Here is an 18,877-nt window from a genome sequence, read left to right on the forward strand (position 1 = left end):
GATTGATGACTTCGAGAACCACCAATCTTGGCGCATTGACGCCGTTTGCCCGAAGGTGGGAAGTCCCTTCGTATTCGTTCGAGCCGACTCGCAACGGCTGGTCACTTCAGGCCCCCATTTCATTCTGGGCCTTCCGTGCCCAGCCGTCGCTCGCGGCTCAGCTTCAACGTTGATATGGCTTCTCTCTGTCAAGAGGCAAGACCTGACCCTCTGCGATGCAGATGATGAACGGTTGAACCCGTTGCCGGACGGGGAACGTGGCGGAGCCCGTTGAGTGCCACCCGATGTGGATGCGCGACGGTTGCTCATGCTGATATGCGAGGGTTGGGTACCTCAAGACAAGTGTTCGTCGCAGGGCTGCCTTCGGTCTAGGGGCTGAGGTCGCGATGGCTTTCGCCGTGCGCTCAATAACGTTGCCGAGGATTCCCTTGATGGCCGTGGCTGCGCCACGTTCCCGATCCGGCCGCTGGTTGGTATTGGTTTGACTGTCCTTCTTGCTCGCGTGTACGAATGTCGAGACCAGTTCAGTGCTCGGCGGGTGTGGTCTTCAAGCCTTGCCAGCCCGAGAGCTGCACCTCGCGACCGATGGCCCACACAAAGCCAGCCAGTTCTCGCGCCACAGCGACCACCACCTTGGTCTTCATCACCCGGCGGGCGCTCAGGCGCTTGACTTGTTGCTCAGACGCAGCTGTGCTTTCCAGGCGATGTCCGTGACGGCTTTGGGCAGGCCATCCTGACGCACCGCGATCACGGGGCTGACTCTGGCGTCGAAGCGATAGTGCCAGGCGACCTCGACGAGCATGCGTCGAGCCGCGCTGTTGCCGGCCTTGGTGATGGCGCCTTGCCGTCGCTTAGGGCCGGAGGAATGCTCGGTGGGAACCAAGCCCAGATAGGCCATCAGTTGACGCGGGGAGTCAAAGCGCAGGAAATCCTGAAGCTCGGCCACCAGGGTCATGGCCGCGATCAACTGCACACCCCTCATCGCCTGAAGAGCTTGCACGATCGGCATCAAGCCCCAATCAGGCAGGGCATCACGCAAAGCTTGCTCCAAGCGGGCAATGCGAGCGCCGGCCTCGGTGATGGAATGCAGGTACTCCTGGAAGGCGATTTGCTGGGCCGCGTAGGCCAGCTTGACCTTGGCCAGCCAGCGCAGGTGGGCGGCCGTCCAGGAGGTCTTGCCGGTGTACGCAATGCCATTGCGCAGCAGCAAGGCCTTCAGACGGTGGCGGCCGTTGCGCTGCTCGCGCACAGCGTCCTCGCGGGCGCGCACCAGGTCGCGCACCGCCTCATCCACGCCGTCGGGCACACGCACGACCGAAAGGTCATCCGAGCGGGCCAACTTGGCCAGCAGCATCGCGTCGCGGAGGTCGGTCTTGATGCGGTCGCCACTGGGCCGCGCAATCGACGACGGGGCAACCACCTCGCAGTGCAAGCCTTGGGCTGTGAGGTGGCGCCAGATGACAAAGCCACAAGGTCCTGCCTCGTAGACGATGTGCAGGGGATGCCCGCGGCTGAGGAGTTTGCGCAGCGCCTTGTCCAGCGCAGCCAGGTCGCCGCCAATGCTGCCGATGTGGCGGATCTCGCCGTCACGCGGCGCATCCGCCACGGCGATGTCGATACTGTCCTTGTGGACGTCCAATCCGACGAACAAGGTGCTAGATTTGCTCATGGCCCGACTCCTCACTAACTTGCAACGCCCCGGCAGCCCGTCCGCCGGGTGCATTGGTGTAGCTCTACAGGCCTTGTGCCTGCAACCTACGGCATCGCAGGAGTCGGGCCGCCCGAGTTCGCGAAGCCATCTTGTCTAGCCCGCATGTAAGACGACCGATAGACTGCGACGATCAAACTCAAAACAATAGCGGGAGGAAAAGACAATGAATTTGAGCCCAGGAATACTTTTCTCGCTGGCAGGCTCCGTTTTTCTGCTGATCATTGCGCTCTTGCTGCTCCGGTCATTGTTGGTCGCATTTCGGCCTGAGCCAGGTGAGGTTGAGTGCTCTTGGAAGTTCCGTACTGTCGTCTACGTGGCGCTTAGCTTGGCGGTGCCGCTTTGGCCGCTTACCTTCCCCCTCTTTCTTCTGCTTGCGCATCGCTCATACCTTGCTGGTGCGCCGCGAGTCGGCATCGTTTCCTAGGTTCCGACATCATGCGGGCTAACCAGTCTAGAAGGACTTCCCACTGCTTCAAGCCCCAATAGCAAGACCTGACCCTTCGGGGCCTTTTCCATTTCTAGACCTGTGTTCTGAACAGCGGCAACGCAACGAGGAGCAGACTGAACATCTACAAACGGGCGTGATGCGGACCATGCCGCTACCCCAGATACGAACCGCTCAGCAAAACCCCATTCGTTCGTCGTTGTTGGATCAGCGCACCGAGCGTGCAACGGACGGGTTATCGGGTTCACCTGCTGCCGGTCTGCCTTGCAGGCCGCATCGAGCCGGAGTCTCGTCCCTTCACCAGACACAAGCCGTCCTCAGGACGCCTTGTGTCCGGGTTCAGCCTGTGCTTCGCTTCTAAGCACGTGAGTCTGTGATTCAGTGAGTGCGTGATGGGCCTCAGGCTGGCTGCGGCTCCTTGATCGCCGGCAATTTACACTGAGGAACAGGCGGCACATGCTCGGGGTCGAAGTCGATCTCCCGCGTCAGCACCGCCCACAGAATGCGGGCGTTCTTGTTGGCCAGCGCCACAAGTGCCTTCTGCCATCCGATACGGTCGCGCAACTGCAGCAGCCACTGCGAGATGCGGTCATTGCGTTTGGGCGCTGCCAGCAGTGCGGACTTCGCGCCCTGGATCAGCAAGGTGCGCAAGTAGTCATCGCCGCGCTTGGTGATGCGGTCCAGCCGGTTCTTGCCGCCACTGCAGTTCTGGCTCGACACCAAGCCCCCCCCAGGCACGTGTATTGGAACTTGCTCGGTCAAAAAGTGATGGGCTTGATCGAGCACACGCAATGCGACAGGAAAGCTGCTTGGCACTTCGGACGGAGGCTCAAGAGATTGCTCGGGAATTGCGCTTCCTCGCGCGGTTGCCTCCGCCCAGTTGGCTTCTGGTGAGCAAACTTTTAACAGAGGCTGCGTTTGAAAATATCAGGAAACCAATGGAGGAACGGAGGAAAGTTCCTGACGACAAACGAGTCGACAAGCGGGGTCGCCGAGTTCATTACAAAGACTACAAAAAACCCATGGTGAGCTGGGCGAAGGGCGATCAGCAAACGCTCTTGGGGTTACGACCCCAGTGCCGTCATGCGGCGTCTTCCTTGCAGTTTGTTGTCGAGGGCCACAGGGGAAACAGCCTTCCCGTCATTGCCCACCTCAGCGCGTAGAACAGCAGGGTGAGCGCGATAGCGCCTAGGGTCGAAAAGAAGTACCAGGACTTGGCGCTTTCGGCGCTGCTGTAGACATCAAACTTGTGCAAGTCGTTGTCCGTCACATCGAGCACGCTTCGAGAGCTTTCTATTGGCCTGCTGCGGATGCAAGCCGCTTGGTCGCCCGCAATGCATTCCTTCTCGGCTCGCTGCTTGGCCGCCACTTCTGCCTGCATTTCATCAGATGCAGCCTCTGAGTCGTGCGAGTAGTACGCCCCTGTTCCCCAACCAATGAATAGCGTCGCAGAAAGGGCCAAGAGAAAGAGCCTGAACAACCGAATTTCAGTCATATGCATCCCTATCAATGCTCTCGTATCAGGACTTCCACCAAAGGACAATTGGCCATACTCGCTGCCAGTTTCCGTCGAGACTCATTACTGAAGCTAATTCAGATCGATGGGCACCGCGCTTGACCAAGCGGCTGACCGAACTTGCTATGGGCTCTTTGTTCCGCCAGCACTGCACTGGTTGGACAACGCCAACGCGATGTAGGCAGCCATGGTGCCTCGGTCCTTCGCGGCTGATTTGGTTGTTTCTGAAATTTTCGGCTGCTCAGTAAGAATCCGAACGATCTGCCCTGCCCGATCGCGTGGTTGGACTAGGGCGCCTTGAAAACAAGGATCTGGTATGGGTGTCTAGGTCTGCTTCTTGGACACAGCAGCCAAGATTCCGTCGAGCACGCCGAGGCAGTAGGCAGCGTGAATTGCATCCGCTGGCGTGGCGTCCTTTTGCATGGCCGCAATGACCTTGCAACCACGAATCAGATCAGGGGCGAAGGCAGAGGCTGCCGGTGTGAAACAGAGAATTGCGGTAGCGGACAGGCCTGCGAACAGAGTTGATTTCAAAAGAGATCCTCGCAAAGGGCAGATGTTGATTCAGCAGTTGCCAAGTAGGCCTGGACACTCGCAACGCGAGTTCAACGCTCACCCTGACTTCGTCGTACAGCGTCGCCGCCCCTCCAAGCACTGAGTTCAGTGGGTTGTCTCGACAGTACTTGTCGAGGTTGGACAGAACGTCAGCGGCCTGAAGGTTCACAATCTCCGCCCTCTTCGCTCGTTAGTTGACTGCTGAGAAATACCCGCGGCCCCAGGTGTAGGTGAGGTGTTCCATAGTCTAGTTCCGCTCCGCGCGTCACTCGAGGTACTGTCCGCAACTCAGGGTTGCCTTCCACCATGACGGAGAACGCGCTCTTTGCTACCTTTGCCTGCACGCGTGATGGCCCAGTTCGGCAATGTCGAAACTTCGCACTTGCGGACCGCTATGCAGCGGTTGCGGTCGGTCGGTGTCGTCCTTCGTCTGCCTAGTGATAGCCAAATTGCGGACATCGGAGCGTGAGCAGGGCGGAAGGTGGAGTGACCGGTTTGCAGGCTCCTGCTGCCGTTCGCTGCACCTCACACATACATATTCAACCTCAGCATCAGCTGTCGGATGGTTTCTATCACGGGACGCTAGCAACGCGGTGACTGGTTAGCATATCTGAGGGCCCATATAACCCCGCGTCATCGTTGTGTGCGATGATTTCGTCGCCCAGTCGTGATTCTGGCGCACGGTAGGCCCGAGGATGCAGAACTACGGGAGCAGGCACTAGTCGCCATCAGTACATGGTGATCGTCGGCTTATTGAAGTAAGCGGCGCAGCCAGCCCAGAGCAGATGAAGGTGCCTTCTTAGACGGCGACGCTTCCTCGCGTGCAGGAGCCACCTCTTCGCTCGTTAGCCTCCCCGCGGACGACGGGCTCTTAGCGAAGTGCGCCGCTTTTGAGGCGCGATCCCTAAGCCGTCCCCGTTGAATCGCAGCATCAGACATGCTCGCGGCCCACTGAACCTTGCTGCCCCTGATGAAGTAGTGTGAGCGGCAAGGAAACGACCAATTGCCGATGGACGGATCGAGGGACACGTTCTCGCCATCAAAAATCAGCTTCCAATCCGTCGGCGACAGTGGCGTCACCACCTCTCGGCCGCATCCGCAAGCGCATCGGTGCGCGGCAACGGCGTATGACATCGACACATACAAGATACCAGGACCGATGTCGTCTGGCAGGAACTCAACGAACTGTGGTGCAAAACGGGCCTGACTCATAGCCTGACCTCGCTGTTCACGATCCTGTTGAGACTGCTGGTGAAAGTGCAGTCATGGTCGCCGCTGTCATCCAGCAGATAACCACACATCCTCTTCCAGCGCAGCACTGCCAGGACGGCATTCATGGCATTTAGCTCGGCGATCTGAATGTTGCTGCGATACAGATCATCGCCCTCCCGATCCGCCATGGACACTCTGGATGCGACGTGATCCCGTGTCTCTGCTGTGCTAGCAGTCACTCTGCATGTGCCCCACAGCTGTCCGGTTCCGTCAACCGCCTGGACATCCATGCCCACATCGATGAACGGCACCGCCGTCGAGCGCAGGAAGTTAAGGATAGCTCGCCGCGCAGAGCCGCTGTCAACGCAGACGAAGACGAAGCTGAACTGTGCAAGTTGGGCGACGTTGGCCTCCGTGACGAATTCTTCGTGCCCGATGATGCCGCGCCGCATCGGCGCGTATTTCTCGACCAGATAGCCGACCTTGGAAAGGCCTCGCTCCAGGTCTGCGCGTGACGCCGCGCCGGGCGCGCGGAACGCGTTGTGCTGCCTGAACTTGTCGCCGTCAAACAGATGAACTTCGCTGACGTGTGTCTTGGCAACGAGGTCAAGGATGTAGGCGCCGGTCCCGCCCAGGCCGACGATCGCAATTTTCTGCCCTCTAAGCCTTTGCGCGAGCACCTGGATGCCTGCGCGGCTTGACGCCGTGTCCTCGTACTGAAAGGCCGAGTCGGACTCGAAGGAGTCGACCAACCTGAACGTCTTCGGATCACACGCCGGATGGCGTGCCTTTGCCTGATGCCAGATGACGTTGATATAGCTGACCATCTTGTCGTAATAGTCAGTGAATCCGCCGGAGCGCGGCTTGTTCGAGAACGAGAAGTTAGGCGCCAGGCCTTCGGCCCACTGGTAGGGACCGGTGCCATGCTCGATCGCGGTGATCCGGGTTCCGTCGACGTTGTGCGGAAAGTCACCCACGAAGTAGGCAACATGCGTTCCCGGCGCGGCGGTCTTCTCTGGCGACTCCAGCGTGAGTTCGCTGGCCAACGTGCCAAGGTGCAGGCCGCCGGCCGGGTCCAGATACGGCACGGAATGCACCAGCAGGTAGCCGGCTCGAACCTCCACCTCGTAGCCGGCGTCATGCAGCCGCTTCAGATCCGGACTACGACTTATCAGTAACCGTGACATAGAACGTCATCCCGTTTTTCACCAAGACTTGCTGGCCTTCGACCATTGACCCTTCAGGATTGCTGTCGGGGCCGCGTGCGTAGGTAATGGAGTACACCGTGTTCGGCGCCGGTGCGGCGTCGGGGAACGCAAGCTTCACCACATCCCAGTACGCGAGCAACCGCTTGTGCACCTCGCGCGGCCGCGCGTTGACGATCACACGGATGGAGATCGGCTTGACCACGAAGCGTTCGACGCCAGGCGTTGACAGGTCAACAAAGTGGTCGTCTGTCACGAGAATATCCTCGCCAGACGGCAGCACCTGCCAGACATCGTGCGTGAAGGTCTTGATGCCCACCAAGCGCTTGATAGTTCCGCCCGTGATCCGAACGGCGCCCCAGTCGACCGTTCGGTCGTCGACAAGGATCCGGAAGATCCTGTCGCTGCGAAAGACAACGAACTTCTCGGCGCCCGCTGATCGAAGGTCCACGCTCTCTTCGGGTCTCAGGCTCTCCAACTGGCCGCCCTGCAGGACTTGAAACGCGACATGCTCGATCGAGCCGCCCACGCCCGCGGCCGCGAGAATCTGTGCACCGGAAACCATCGCAGAGTGCACGACCTCGGCGCGATAGTTGAGCCGCTCGTCACCGATCAAGATGCCGTAGGGCCCATCGTCCCTGACCCTACGACCGTTCCCGATGGCCATCGCCACGTCTTCAATCCCGTTTTCAAACTTGTGTTGCATCTGCCACCTCGATCACTCGTCCTGCCGCCACGCCGCTCTGTCTTTCCACGCTGGCTTTAGGCGCCAGCAGGTTCAATGTAGAGGCGAGTGCTAAGAATGTCAAGCATGCTGCATGAGAGTTATCTGATGGTCGCGCCATCCGCACGCCTCCTCTGGGGGGCGACCCAATCCTGCCTTACCGCCACGGCAGGTTCGTCGGCCGCCTTGGCCATTTCCCAATACGAGTATGGATACGTGCTTAGTGGATTAAATTCATGCTTGATAAACTTAGCGCCAGGATTCATACTTCACCCATGGCCGAAACAAAAGAAGATACCGCTCGCGCGTCGAGTCTGTTGGGAACGCATCTGGCCGCCGTCCGCAAGGACCGCGGCTTCTCGCTTCGGCACGTCGAGGAACTGACGAAGAAGGCAGTGTCGAACGCATACCTGAGCCAGGTCGAGAGCGGCAAGATTCAGCAGCCTTCGCCGAACATCCTTCACGCTTTGTCGGCGGCCTACAAGATCAGCTACGAACAGCTCATGGCGATGGCTGGATACATCTCGGCGGGCAAGAAGCGGGGCGCCGATGCTCCCAAGCCAAGTGCGCTGACCGAGCTGAACCTGACCACCGAGGAAGAAATAGAACTGCTGGAGTACCTGCAGTTCCGGCGTGCGCAGAAGGAAAAGTCCAGCAAGTAGACCCGCTAGATGGCGGTTGTGGAGGAAAAGAAGATGAGTGCTGTCCCCGCATCCAACGACAACGCGGCATTCGACCTGGTGGGTCAGGTCGTTGCCGACGGTTGGAAGATCACGCAAAGACTGCCCCGGAAGAACGAGCCGGGAGGTGAACACCTCACGGGCGGTCACTTCTCGATCGGCTACATCGCCGAGAAGGGCAGCAAGAAGGCCTTCGTCAAGGCGATCGACGTGCAAGGCGTTATCGAAGATCGCGACAGCGGCTTGAAGCTGATTCCGCGGCTCAAGCGCATGACGGACAGCCATTCTTTTGAGAGCACGATTCTGGATGTCTGTAAGAAGGCCAAGCTGGATCGCGTGGTGGAAGTCATCGCGAGCGACGAAATCGAAGTGCCGAGTTCGCGTCACGGGATCCCGGTGCCGTACATCATGTTTGAACTGGCGAACGGCGATATCCGCAAAGCGATCGACGCCAGTGAGAAGATTGACGCAGCTTGGAAGCTCAGGGTCCTGCACAACGCTGCGGTTGGCATCCAGCAGCTTCACCGCAATAACATTTCCCATCAGGATTTGAAGCCATCCAACGTGCTGCTGTTCGGGCAGGATTCCGCGGTGGCAAAGATTGGCGACATGGGACGGGCATCACGGCGCGGCCTGGCTGCTGAGCACGATGAGTACGATGTACCTGGGGCGGTGGCCTATGCGCCACCGGAGCAGATTTTCGGCGTCCGGCCGGAGCGCTGGGAGGACAGGCGTGAGGGGTGCGACATCTATCACCTGGGCGCGATGGCCGCATTCCTCTTCACCGGCGTGACGTTGTCCGCGCGACTGTCTCAAGCGCTGCCGCCCGAGATGCTGCCTCATTTGTGGGGAGGCCAGTCTGGCTGCGACTACGACATGGCCTTGCCGATCCTGAAGAGGGCGCTGGCCGAGTTCGTCGCGGACAGCCAGTCCTGTTTCCCCGTCTGGATCGCTGAAGAGCTGAGTCAGATCATCATGACAGCCTGCGAGCCTGATTGGCGGACTCGCGGCGACGCGAAGGCTCGTCAGGCGCTCGGCAACAAGGTTGGCATTGACGCCTATGTGTCTCGCTTTGACCGACTGGCCAAGGCTGCATCCGTGAAGACGAGGAGCTAGGGTGCTGCGCGACAAGAACCAGCCACGTCGGATCGTCCCTCGGTGGCGGCCGTCGGCGGTGGCAGCGTCCTCCGCTGGATTCGCGTCCTTGAAGAAGAGCGAGGCGCGTAATGCTCGAGCTGCAGAGGGCAATGGCACGGCATTCTTGGCCTTCAGTGAAGATCGAAGCCTGGGATCGGCGTCCGAAGCCCTGTCTGAAGCGATCCTTGAGCGCAACGCCGAGGCTGCCAAGCATGTGGCCAACTACGTTCTTCAGAATAAGTCCAACGCGCCGGCGCCGTTGGTTCGCCTGGCCAGCGATACGTTGGCGGGCGACTCGTCAGCCGCCGGAGTGCTGCCGCCTCCAGGTATCGGCGACGTCGCCCACTGGCGCTCGTTGCTAAAGCTGGCACCCAACAACCCGGCTGTGTGGGCGGACATGGCCAGGCACTACTCCAGCCTGGGGGACAAGAAGCAGGCGCTCAGGTGCATGAAGTCCGCGCTGCAGCTAGCGCCGGACCATCGATGGATGCTGCGCACCGCGTCGCGGTTGCTGGTTCATCAGGAAGACGCAGCTGCTGCGCACAAGCTGCTGGCCAACCATCCTCGGACCAGGGTCGACCCCTGGCTGATGGCGGCCGAACTTGCCTGTGCCCACATCGCGGGCAAAGCGCCGAAGTCCTGGAAAGCTGCCAACGACGCTCTCAGGTTTGATCGGTTCCCTGCTGCTCACATCTCTGAATTGGCGACCGCCGTCGGCATGATGGAGTTGGAGGGCGGGCAACGCAAGCAGGCGCGCAAGTTGGTGCAGCGGGCGCTGATTGCGCCGACCGAGAACACCCTGGCCCAGGTCCTTTGGGCAAAGGAGGCCAAGCATCTGGGCGATGGTATCCAAAGTCTAGACAAGCTCATCGGTGCTCGCCGAGACGCCTATGAAGCCGCCTACAGGGTCCGGCTCAGGCGCGGTGATATCCAGGATGCCCTCAAGGCATGCCAGCAATGGGGCAGCGACGAACCGTTCGCTGCGAGGCCAAGAGTCGAGGCAACCTTCGTGGCTTCACTACTGGATGACCACTCGCTGGTCATCAGGACCGCGGATGAGGCGTTGCGGATTGATGGCAAGCTCTCTTACCCCCTTGAGCTGAACCAACTGTTTGCCCGACTCAGCTCGGGCCAGTTCCCAGTTCACGATGCGGACGCCGGGCAGAAGACGGAGGCGCGGCTGCTCGCACTAATCGAGCTGGGTGGGCCGGTCGCGATGCACGCCACTGCAAATCTTGCACTGCTTCGATACCGCAGCGGCAAGGTTGAACCTGGCAAGGAGCTCTACCGCAAGGCCATTGACATGGCTCGCAAGATCGAGGGCTTCGAGAGTGCCGCAATGGCTGCGACCTTCGCGGCACGAGAGGCGATCCTGGCTGGCGCCCCTGGTTCAGACATCTTGCTCGCAGAAGCCCTCCATTTGGCCGAGCGATCAGGCAGCGAGTCCGCGAGCTTCTACAACAGGAAGTTGCAGGCGCTTGCAGCGGCGCCGGACCGGGCCTCTCTCATCCTTTCGCCGAGCGCAACATCCCAGTTCTTGAAGCCGATGAAGATCATCGGTGTATCCAAAGATCAGGGCGGTTTCGTGCTCACGGTTGGTCGCAGCGAACCCCCCACAGTTTTTCAATGCAAAAGTTGATCGTGAACCTTGAGTCACCGCGGACGCCGGGCCGCTCAAGCTAAGTTCACCGGCCAATCACGGTCGCGCAGTGCAGCCGCGGTCGCTCGGTAGTCGATGTACTGTTGCGGGCAGCGGGCGGCTGCTATCTGACGCAAAGCTGCCGGCTAAGTCGCCTTTGTTCAGTGGTCGGAACTAGCCGAAGCGGACGCTCACGCGCTGCGCCACGAACGACTCACATCAGCCTATTGCTGAAATTCGACGGACTTCCGCTCCGGGCACATTGCTGACAGCCCAATCCGCAGAGCGAGCGGCAGCAATCGCTGCGTAGCACAGGCACGGCCACCTTCAGGAGTCGGCTGGCTCCTACCATTTGCTTCAGGCCAGAGCGCTGGCCGCAATGCCCAATACCAACCGAGCGAGTTGAGACACCCGTGCTCAGGCTGCACCATTGCTTCGCAGCGGCACCACGTCCGCACCTTTGCGGATCTTGTCCAGATAGTTCGCCCACGACTGCATCATCTTCCTCCGCTGATCAAGGAACTGCGTGCGGTTGTAGGCGCGACCTAGAGAGTCAGCTACGGCGTGCGCGAGTTGAGCCTCGATGATCTCAGCGGCCACATTGAGTCGCTCGGCGATCATCGTCCGCGCCGTTGCCCTGAAGCCATGCGCCGTCATCTCATCGTTGCCGTAGCCCAGCCTACGGAGGGCACTGCGCACCGTGTTGTCACTCATGCATCGCTGCCGCGTCGTCAGCGCCGGAAACACGAATCGGCCTGCTCCCGTGATCTGATGCAGTTCCCGTAGGATTCGCAAGGACTGCGCTGCCAAAGGAACGATGTGAGGCGGCCCACCCGCCTTGTCTGCCTTGCTGCGCTTCATCGTCACGGCGGGCACTGTCACAGTCGCACTTTCAAAGTCGATCCACGCCCACTCCATGTGTCGCAGCTCGCCGGGACGCAACAACAGCAATGGCGACAAGAGCAAGGCTGCGCGGGTGACGGGCTGCCCGGCATACGCGTCAATGTCGCGCATCAGCTTTCCGACCAACTTCGGCTCCGTGATCGCTGCATGGTGGCTGACCTGAACCGGTTTCAGCGCATCCTGCAGGTCGGCCGCCGGGTTCCGTCGGCATACCCCCGTCGCGATTCCATAACGAAAGACTTGACCGCAGGCATGCTTGATTCGGTGCGCTGTCTCGATCGCGCCGCGGGCCTCGACCCGACGGAGGCACTGAAGGAGTTCCGGTGGCTCGATCTCCCCTATCGGGCGCTTGCCGATCCATGGAAAGGCATCCTGCTCAAGACGAATCTGGGTGCGCTTGGCATGGCCCTCACTGACCTTGGCCTGGTGGACGGTAGCGAGCCATTCTCGGGCGACGGCCTCGAACGATCCGATTGCAGGCAAACCGGCATCGCCACGCAACTCCGCATCGCGCTGACGTGAGGCCTCGACCTTAGCCTCCATCCGTGCCTCACTGGGGTCCACGCCCTGCGCCACCAGGCGCCGCGCTTCGTCAGCCTTCTGCCGAGCCAACGCCAAACCGGTATCCGGATACGTGCCCAGGCTCAGCGTTTTGCGACGCCCCTGGAAGCTGTAGTCCAGGCGCCAGCCATGCGAGCCGCCGCGAACAAAAAGAAGCAGATACAGGCTGTCACCATCGCCCAGACGCTTGCGGGGATCGCCCGGCTTGATGGTCCGGATCGACAGATCAGAGGGGATCAGGTTGCGAGCCATACAGTAACTCCTGACGCACATCGCGTGCTCTTTTCAGGTTACTGTAAAAGTTACTGTATTGCCAATCGGAGGTTGAGGGACATCACGAGATGCCTTGGGCAAAAGAAAAAGTCCTAAGTGCTTGATTCACTTGGGCCTTTTGGTACTTTCGGGACCGTCTTGCACGTCCTGAAATCGTTAAATGGTGGAGCCGGGGGGAATTGAACCCCCGTCCGCAAGCCATCACCGGGCAGTTCTACATGCGTAGCCGTCTGATTTGAATCTCACGGTCAGTTCGCGCAGCGGCACGCTAACTTTCCCGCCAGTCACTGAATCTTGTTGCCTGCCGAGTGACCCGGCGGACAACCAGCCAATGTGAATGACTTCTCAGCTTTCAGCCTTGCGGCTTAAACCCGGCCCATTGGCCAACCGTTGAGAAGCTCACGCGCAATTAAGCGGCGAGTGCGAACGTAGAGTCGTTTGCAGTTACTTTGTTTCCAGTGGTTTTACGAGCGGACTGGTGCTCGGCATGCCCTACTCCGGATCCGCACCCACGTCGAAACCTGGTCGGCCCCAGAGCTTGCTATTTTAGGCCAGGCCAAGCACTTGCAAGAGCTCGATCGGCGAATTTAGAACAATATCTGCATTCCAGGCCTCGACCGGCTCGCCCTGACCGAGATAGCCCCAGGCTGCAGCCACCGTACGCATGCCTGCAGCGCGCCCCGCCACGATGTCTCGCTCGTCGTCGCCCACATAGATACAAGCCTCGGCAGCAATGCCACCGCGGCGCGCCGCTTCGAGCAAAGGCGCAGGGTGAGGCTTGGCGTGAGGCGTGCTGTCTCCACCCACCACCGCCAGTGCGCGCTGCTTCAAGCCCAGAGCTTCGGTCAAAGGCAGCGCGAATCGCTCGGCCTTGTTGGTCACCACACCCCATGCGAAACCGGCCGCCGACAGGCTTTGCAGCAACTCATTCACCTGATCAAACAAGGCAGTTTCCTGCGTCAGCCGTGCCTGATATCGATCCAGAAACTCAACCTTCAGCGCTTCAAAATCAGCATCTTGCGGAGAAACACTCAAGCCCACCGCCAACATGCCTCGAGCGCCAGACCCCACCATGGGCCGCAAAGCCGTCAATGGCAGTGGCGCCATGTGCCGAGCCAGACGCATTTCATTGAGCGCCCCAGCGAGATCCGGCGCACTGTCGACCAAAGTGCCGTCGAGATCAAACAAGACTGCCTTCGCTCCCAACCAAGGAATGCCCGGACGAAGATCCACCATGCAGGAACTCATGAAGACTTGCGGCAGGCCAACATGTAGTTGACGCTGGTGTCCGCGCTCAGGCTGTATCGCTGATTGAGCGGGTTGTAAGCCAGCCCGCGACTGGCCTGAAGGTCCAAACCGGCATCACGGCAAAACTGCGCCAACTCCGAGGGCCGTAAAAAGCGTGCGTACTCATGCGTGCCGGCAGGAAGCATCTTGAGGACGTACTCCGCCCCAACGATGGCCTGGACAAAAGCTTTGGCATTGCGACTCAGGGTGGACAGGAACACCCAGCCGCCCGGCTTGACCAAATCCGCACAGGCCTGAACCACGGAAGCCGGATCGGGTACGTGCTCGAGCATTTCCATGCACGTCACCACGTCGAAACTAGCCGGTCGCTCCAGGGCTAGCGCTTCCACTGCGATCTCGCGATAGTCAACACCTTCAGTTCCAGCCTCCATCGCATGCAACTGCGCCACTTTGAGGGCTTTGGTGGCCAGATCGATACCGAGCGCCTTGGCGCCCCGGCGAGCCATGGAATCGGTCAGGATGCCGCCGCCGCAACCCACATCCAGCACCTGCTTGCCAGCCAAGGGGCAATAGGAAGAAATCCAATCCAATCGCAGCGGGTTGATCTGGTGAAGCGGCTTGAATTCACTTTCGGTATCCCACCAGTGATGGGCGAGGTCGCCAAACTTCGCGAGCTCTTGAGGGTCAGCATTGATCATGACGCAGATGGTAGCAACAAAGAATTACCGGCAGCCTGGCGGGCACGAACCAAGCCGGCATAAAAAAACCCCGCAGAGGCCATAGCGCTGCGGGGTTGATTTGAGGGGCGCAGAAAGCGCCCAGCTCAGGACTTACTTGTTGCGCGTACCGACAACTTCGATTTCCACACGGCGGTTCTTGGAACGGCCTTCAGCGGTCTTGTTGTCAGCCACAGGCGACTTCTCGCCCTTACCTTCGGTGTAAACGCGGTTCTTTTCAGCGCCCTTGCTCACCAGATAGGCCTTGACGGCTTCAGCACGAGCCACAGACAGCTTCTGGTTGTAGGCATCCGAACCCACCGAGTCGGTGTGGCCGACAGCGATGATGACTTCCAGGTTCACACCGTTGGTCTTGCCATACAGATCATCCAACTTGGCCTTGGCTTCGGGCTTCAGAACAGCCTTGTCGAAGTCAAAGAAAGCATCAGCAGCGTAAGTGACCTTCTCGCTGACCGGCTTTGGAGGCACAACGACGGGCTTCGGTGCCGGGGGAGCGACCACAGGCTCAGCGGGCTTAGGAGCAGGCGGCGGCTCAACCTTAGGTGCGGGCTTCAGTGCGCCATCGCAGTCCTTGGCGGCAGTAGCCGGGGTCCAGTTGGCATCGCGCCAGCAGTGTTCATTGCTACCGTTCTTCCACACGGTGCCATCGGTGGCGCGCCAGTTGTCGACGGTCTGCGCCATTGCGCCAGACGCAGCAAAAGCGGCGACGGCGAAGAGCGATGCCACGCGGTTCAATTTCTTCATGAATTCTCCTCTCAAGGAATGCCGCAGTTGCACTGCGAGTGCCCAGTACTTGAACAAAAACCTCAAAGATACCCGAATACGGGTTTCTCCTAGGGACTCATCGATTGTGCCATAGGGCACCGATAGCGCCGTATTGTGGCGGGCTCCTATGCAGTGTCAGTGACGAATGTTGCAAAGCTACGACATCGCCCATGCCTTTAGAATCCACCGCTTCTGTCCTCAACGATGCAGGCCCATCTGATGGGTGAGCCAAGCACAAGCGCATGACCCAGTTCGCCAAGGAAACACTGCCGATCAGCCTCGAAGAGGAGATGCGGCGCTCATACCTCGACTACGCCATGAGCGTGATCGTCGGCCGCGCTCTGCCCGACGCTCGTGACGGCTTGAAGCCCGTGCATCGGCGCGTCTTGTTCGCGATGCACGAGCTCAACAACGACTGGAACCGGCCGTACAAAAAATCGGCCCGTATCGTTGGCGATGTGATCGGTAAATACCACCCGCACGGCGACACCGCGGTGTACGACACCATTGTCCGCCTGGCGCAAGATTTTTCCATGCGCCATATGTTGGTCGATGGCCAAGGCAATTTCGGTTCGGTGGACGGCGACAACGCCGCAGCCATGCGATACACAGAAATTCGCCTGGACAAAATCGCCCACGAAATGCTGGCAGATATTGACAAAGAAACTGTCGATTTCGGACCCAACTACGACGGCTCGGAAAAGGAACCGCTGGTTCTGCCCAACCGTATTCCAAATCTGCTGGTCAACGGATCCACCGGCATTGCCGTGGGCATGGCCACCAATATTCCGCCGCACAACCTCAATGAGGTGGTGGATGCCTGCTTGCACACGCTGAAGAACCCGGACACCAGCATCGATGAGCTGATGGAAATCATCCCGGCACCGGATTTCCCGACCGCCGGCATCATCTACGGCCTGTCCGGCGCACGCGATGGCTACCGCACCGGCCGCGGCAAGGTGGTGATGCGCGCCAAGGTCCACTTTGAGGACATTGACCGCGGCAACCGCCAGTCCATCATCGTTGACGAGATCCCCTATCAGGTCAACAAGAAGACGCTGCTCGAGCGCATTGCCGAACTGGTGCACGAGAAAAAGATCGAAGGCATCAGCCACATCCAGGACGAGAGCGACAAGTCTGGCATGCGCGTCGTGATCGAGCTCAAGCGCGGCGAAGTGCCCGAGGTGGTACTGAACAATCTGTACAAGCAGACTCAGCTGCAAGACACCTTCGGCATGAATATGGTGGCGCTGATCGACGGTCAGCCCAAGCTGTGCAACCTGAAGGACCTGATCGTCGTCTTCCTGGAGCACCGCCGCGAAGTGGTGACACGCCGCACCGTCTATGGACTGCGCAAGGCACGCGAACGTGGTCATGTGCTCGAAGGCCTGGCCGTGGCCTTGGCCAATATCGATGAGTTCATCGAGACCATCAAGACCTCGCCCACCCCGCCCGTGGCCAAGGCCGCACTGATGGCCAAGAGCTGGGACTCGTCCCTGGTGCGGGAGATGTTGTCGCGCGCTGAAGGCGATACGCCCGGCGGCCGCAATGCCTTCCGTCCGGACGGTCTGCCCGCCATGTTCGGGATGCAGGATGACGGTCTCTACCGCCTGTCGGAAGACCAGGCCGGCGAAATTCTGCAGATGCGTCTGCAGCGCCTGACCGGGCTGGAGCAGGACAAGATCGTCGGCGAGTACAAGGAAGTGATGGCCCAGATTGCCGATCTGCTGGACATCCTGGCCAAGCCGGCTCGCGTCACCGCCATCATCAGCGAAGAGCTGGTGCAGGTTCGTCAGGAGTTCGGCCAGACCAAGCTCGGCGCCCGTCGCAGCGCCATCGAGCACAACGCACAGGAACTGGGCACGGAAGACCTGATCACGCCCACCGATATGGTCGTGACCTTGTCCCACACGGGTTACATCAAGAGCCAGGCCTTGAGCGAGTACCGGGCGCAAAAGCGCGGCGGGCGCGGCAAGCAGGCCACGCAGACCAAGGAAGACGACTGGGTCGACCAGCTCTTCATTGCCAACACCCACGACTGGATCCTGTGCTTCAGCAATCGCGGTCGTGTCTACTGGCTGAAGGTGTGGGAAGTGCCGCAGGGCTCACGCAATTCGCGTGGCAAGCCCATCGTCAATATGTTCCCCTTGCAACAAGACGAGAAAGTCACCGTCGTGCTGCCGCTGACCGGTGATTTCCGAACCTTCCCGGAAGGCCACTTCATCTTCATGGCCACCGCCCTGGGCACGGTCAAGAAGACCTCGCTGGAAGACTTCTCCAATCCGCGCAAGGCCGGCATCATCGCTATCGCGCTCGACGAGGGCGACCACCTGATCGGCGCCGCGCTGACCGACGGCAAGCACGACGTGATGCTGTTCAGTGATGGCGGCAAGGCCGTGCGTTTCGACGAAGACGATGTGCGCTCGCTGGGCCGCACCGCTCGCGGTGTGCGCGGCATGATGCTGGAACCCGAGCAGCGTCTGATCGCCATGCTGGTGGCCGAGGATGAATCGCAAAGCGTGCTCACCGCCACCGAGAACGGCTACGGCAAACGCACCAACATCCTTGAGTACACCCGCCATGGCCGCGGCACCAAGGGCATGATTGCAATCCAGCAGAGCGAACGCAACGGCCGTGTCGTTGCCGCCACCCTGGTCCGCCCGGACGACGAAATCATGCTGATCACCGACCGCGGGGTGCTGGTGCGCACCCGCGTTTCGGAGATCCGTGAACTGGGCCGCGCCACCCAAGGCGTGACCCTGATTGCCCTGGACGACGGCAGCAAGCTCTCCGGTTTGCAGCGCATCGTGGAAAACGATGCGGTTGACAACAGCAACGCCGACGCCAGCTCCAACCCCGAAGACGGCGAATCCACCGGCGCCGACGACGCCGCCGCCAGCGACGACACCAACAAGGAATAAGCTTGAACTCCAAGTCCATCAAGGCCCTGAAGGCCATCCAGGCCGTGGCTGCTGCAGCCACTCTGCTCGTCGGTGTCAGCGTGAGCCACGCCCAAAGCGCGCCAGCGGCCGCTTCTTCGCCCGCCAAGAAAGAGCTGATCGCCAAGCTGCTGCAAGTACAGCAGCCCGGCATCGAAAACCTGTCGCGCGCCGTGCTCCAAGGCCCGCTGGGCAATCTGATGCAAGGCGCAAGTGCCGCCTTGCAACAACTCCCGCCTGAGAAGCGCGAAGCCACTGCCAAGTCCATTGAGGCCGAAGTCAAGAAGTTCGCCGAAGAGAACGCACCGATGCTGCGCGACCGCGCCATCAAGCTGGCCCCCAGTACCGTGGGCGCCATGCTTGACGAGCGTTTCAATGAAGAAGAGCTCAAGCAATTGCTCGCATGGCTGGAATCGCCAGTGAACAAGAAGTTCAGCCAGATGGGCGGCGAAATGCAAAAGGCGCTGACCGAAAAGCTGATGGCCGATACCGGCAACACGTTGGACACCCGCTTCAAGGTTCTGCAGCAAAGCGTGGCCAAGCAGTTGGGCATTCCGGCCAAGCCCGCCTCGGCGACGGCTGCCCCGGCGCCTAAGAAGTAAGCATTCAATCAAAGAACGGCGGGCG

The 18,877-nt window shown here is 60.2% G+C and carries 14 protein-coding genes, 1 other RNA gene and 2 pseudogenes; 5 read left to right on the forward strand and 12 right to left on the reverse strand.

Annotation, left to right across the window (positions count from 1 at the left end):
• Nucleotides 1-524 precede the first annotated feature (524 nt).
• The 7 genes and pseudogenes from LNV28_RS16325 to LNV28_RS16350 form a co-directional block, all read right to left on the reverse strand.
• A pseudogene (locus LNV28_RS16325) lies at nt 525-1,669 on the reverse strand (IS110 family RNA-guided transposase).
• 886 nt (nt 1,670-2,555) lie between these two features.
• Nucleotides 2,556-2,882: pseudogene (locus LNV28_RS16330) on the reverse strand (transposase); the annotation flags it as partial.
• A gap of 355 nt (nt 2,883-3,237) precedes the next feature.
• Nucleotides 3,238-3,651 (reverse strand): hypothetical protein, encoded by a 414-nt coding sequence (locus tag LNV28_RS16335; RefSeq protein WP_263569012.1) that lies wholly within the window; start codon nt 3,649-3,651, stop codon nt 3,238-3,240.
• A gap of 345 nt (nt 3,652-3,996) precedes the next feature.
• Nucleotides 3,997-4,206, reverse strand: a complete 210-nt coding sequence (locus LNV28_RS16340; protein WP_263569013.1) for a hypothetical protein — start codon at nt 4,204-4,206, stop codon at nt 3,997-3,999.
• 771 nt (nt 4,207-4,977) lie between these two features.
• The gene (locus LNV28_RS25230) at nt 4,978-5,439 is read right to left on the reverse strand and encodes a ubiquitination-like system serine protease family protein (protein ID WP_411969987.1); all 462 of its coding nucleotides are present in this window, start codon (nt 5,437-5,439) and stop codon (nt 4,978-4,980) included.
• Nucleotides 5,436-6,626: a ThiF family adenylyltransferase gene (locus LNV28_RS16345; RefSeq protein ID WP_263569014.1), complete on the reverse strand. Its 1,191-nt coding sequence runs from the start codon at nt 6,624-6,626 to the stop codon at nt 5,436-5,438. Before LNV28_RS16345 ends, LNV28_RS25230 begins: the two co-directional genes overlap by 4 nt.
• Nucleotides 6,601-7,350, reverse strand: coding sequence for a multiubiquitin domain-containing protein (locus tag LNV28_RS16350; RefSeq protein WP_263569015.1), 750 nt, complete (start codon nt 7,348-7,350; stop codon nt 6,601-6,603). Before LNV28_RS16350 ends, LNV28_RS16345 begins: the two co-directional genes overlap by 26 nt.
• A gap of 293 nt (nt 7,351-7,643) precedes the next feature.
• On the opposite strand from LNV28_RS16350, the gene LNV28_RS16355 reads away from it, so the two are divergent.
• The 3 genes from LNV28_RS16355 (at nt 7,644) to LNV28_RS16365 (ending at nt 10,824) form a co-directional block, all read left to right on the forward strand.
• Nucleotides 7,644-8,030 (forward strand): helix-turn-helix domain-containing protein, encoded by a 387-nt coding sequence (locus LNV28_RS16355; RefSeq protein ID WP_263569016.1) that lies wholly within the window; start codon nt 7,644-7,646, stop codon nt 8,028-8,030.
• Between the two features lie 33 nt (nt 8,031-8,063).
• On the forward strand, nt 8,064-9,164 hold the full coding sequence (locus tag LNV28_RS16360; RefSeq protein ID WP_263569017.1) for a protein kinase domain-containing protein: 1,101 nt from the start codon (nt 8,064-8,066) through the stop codon (nt 9,162-9,164).
• An 88-nt stretch (nt 9,165-9,252) separates the two neighbouring features.
• On the forward strand, nt 9,253-10,824 hold the full coding sequence (locus LNV28_RS16365) for a tetratricopeptide repeat protein (RefSeq protein ID WP_263569018.1): 1,572 nt from the start codon (nt 9,253-9,255) through the stop codon (nt 10,822-10,824).
• Between the two features lie 417 nt (nt 10,825-11,241).
• Here the strand turns inward: LNV28_RS16365 and LNV28_RS16370 are convergent, their stop codons facing one another.
• The 5 genes from LNV28_RS16370 to ompA all read right to left on the reverse strand — a co-directional run bounded on the left by LNV28_RS16370 (nt 11,242) and on the right by ompA (nt 15,290).
• On the reverse strand, nt 11,242-12,540 hold the full coding sequence (locus LNV28_RS16370) for a tyrosine-type recombinase/integrase (protein ID WP_263569019.1): 1,299 nt from the start codon (nt 12,538-12,540) through the stop codon (nt 11,242-11,244).
• Between the two features lie 182 nt (nt 12,541-12,722).
• Nucleotides 12,723-13,094, reverse strand: a transfer-messenger RNA (tmRNA) gene (gene ssrA, locus LNV28_RS16375).
• A 13-nt stretch (nt 13,095-13,107) separates the two neighbouring features.
• Complete coding sequence (gph, locus tag LNV28_RS16380; RefSeq protein ID WP_263517412.1) at nt 13,108-13,797, reverse strand: phosphoglycolate phosphatase; 690 nt, start codon at nt 13,795-13,797, stop codon at nt 13,108-13,110.
• An 8-nt stretch (nt 13,798-13,805) separates the two neighbouring features.
• Complete coding sequence (gene ubiG, locus LNV28_RS16385) at nt 13,806-14,507, reverse strand: bifunctional 2-polyprenyl-6-hydroxyphenol methylase/3-demethylubiquinol 3-O-methyltransferase UbiG (protein ID WP_411969988.1); 702 nt, start codon at nt 14,505-14,507, stop codon at nt 13,806-13,808.
• A gap of 132 nt (nt 14,508-14,639) precedes the next feature.
• A complete protein-coding gene (gene ompA / locus LNV28_RS16390; RefSeq protein WP_263517657.1) occupies nt 14,640-15,290 on the reverse strand; it encodes an outer membrane protein OmpA in 651 nt (216 codons plus the stop codon).
• A gap of 263 nt (nt 15,291-15,553) precedes the next feature.
• On the opposite strand from ompA, the gene gyrA reads away from it, so the two are divergent.
• Both gyrA and LNV28_RS16400 read left to right on the forward strand, forming a co-directional pair.
• Nucleotides 15,554-18,232: a DNA gyrase subunit A gene (gene gyrA / locus LNV28_RS16395; RefSeq protein WP_263517413.1), complete on the forward strand. Its 2,679-nt coding sequence runs from the start codon at nt 15,554-15,556 to the stop codon at nt 18,230-18,232.
• Between the two features lie 2 nt (nt 18,233-18,234).
• Complete coding sequence (locus tag LNV28_RS16400; RefSeq protein ID WP_263517414.1) at nt 18,235-18,852, forward strand: DUF2059 domain-containing protein; 618 nt, start codon at nt 18,235-18,237, stop codon at nt 18,850-18,852.
• Nucleotides 18,853-18,877: the final 25 nt, after the last annotated feature.

The organism is Paucibacter sp. DJ2R-2 (assembly GCF_025717675.1).
Lineage (GTDB): Bacteria > Pseudomonadota > Gammaproteobacteria > Burkholderiales > Burkholderiaceae_C > Paucibacter_A.

What these genes read in the sequence shown, in the direction of transcription:
- LNV28_RS16335 (WP_263569012.1), bottom strand. Translation starts at nt 3,651, where the DNA reads ATGACTGAAATTCGGTTGTTCAGGCTCTTTCTCTTGGCCCTTTCTGCG.
- LNV28_RS25230 (WP_411969987.1), bottom strand. Translation starts at nt 5,439, where the DNA reads ATGAGTCAGGCCCGTTTTGCACCACAGTTCGTTGAGTTCCTGCCAGAC.
- LNV28_RS16345 (WP_263569014.1), bottom strand. Translation starts at nt 6,626, where the DNA reads ATGTCACGGTTACTGATAAGTCGTAGTCCGGATCTGAAGCGGCTGCAT.
- LNV28_RS16350 (WP_263569015.1), bottom strand. Translation starts at nt 7,350, where the DNA reads ATGCAACACAAGTTTGAAAACGGGATTGAAGACGTGGCGATGGCCATC.
- LNV28_RS16355 (WP_263569016.1), top strand. Translation starts at nt 7,644, where the DNA reads ATGGCCGAAACAAAAGAAGATACCGCTCGCGCGTCGAGTCTGTTGGGA.
- LNV28_RS16360 (WP_263569017.1), top strand. Translation starts at nt 8,064, where the DNA reads ATGAGTGCTGTCCCCGCATCCAACGACAACGCGGCATTCGACCTGGTG.
- LNV28_RS16370 (WP_263569019.1), bottom strand. Translation starts at nt 12,540, where the DNA reads ATGGCTCGCAACCTGATCCCCTCTGATCTGTCGATCCGGACCATCAAG.
- gph (WP_263517412.1), bottom strand. Translation starts at nt 13,797, where the DNA reads ATGGTGGATCTTCGTCCGGGCATTCCTTGGTTGGGAGCGAAGGCAGTC.
- ubiG (WP_411969988.1), bottom strand. Translation starts at nt 14,507, where the DNA reads ATGATCAATGCTGACCCTCAAGAGCTCGCGAAGTTTGGCGACCTCGCC.
- ompA (WP_263517657.1), bottom strand. Translation starts at nt 15,290, where the DNA reads ATGAAGAAATTGAACCGCGTGGCATCGCTCTTCGCCGTCGCCGCTTTT.
- gyrA (WP_263517413.1), top strand. Translation starts at nt 15,554, where the DNA reads ATGACCCAGTTCGCCAAGGAAACACTGCCGATCAGCCTCGAAGAGGAG.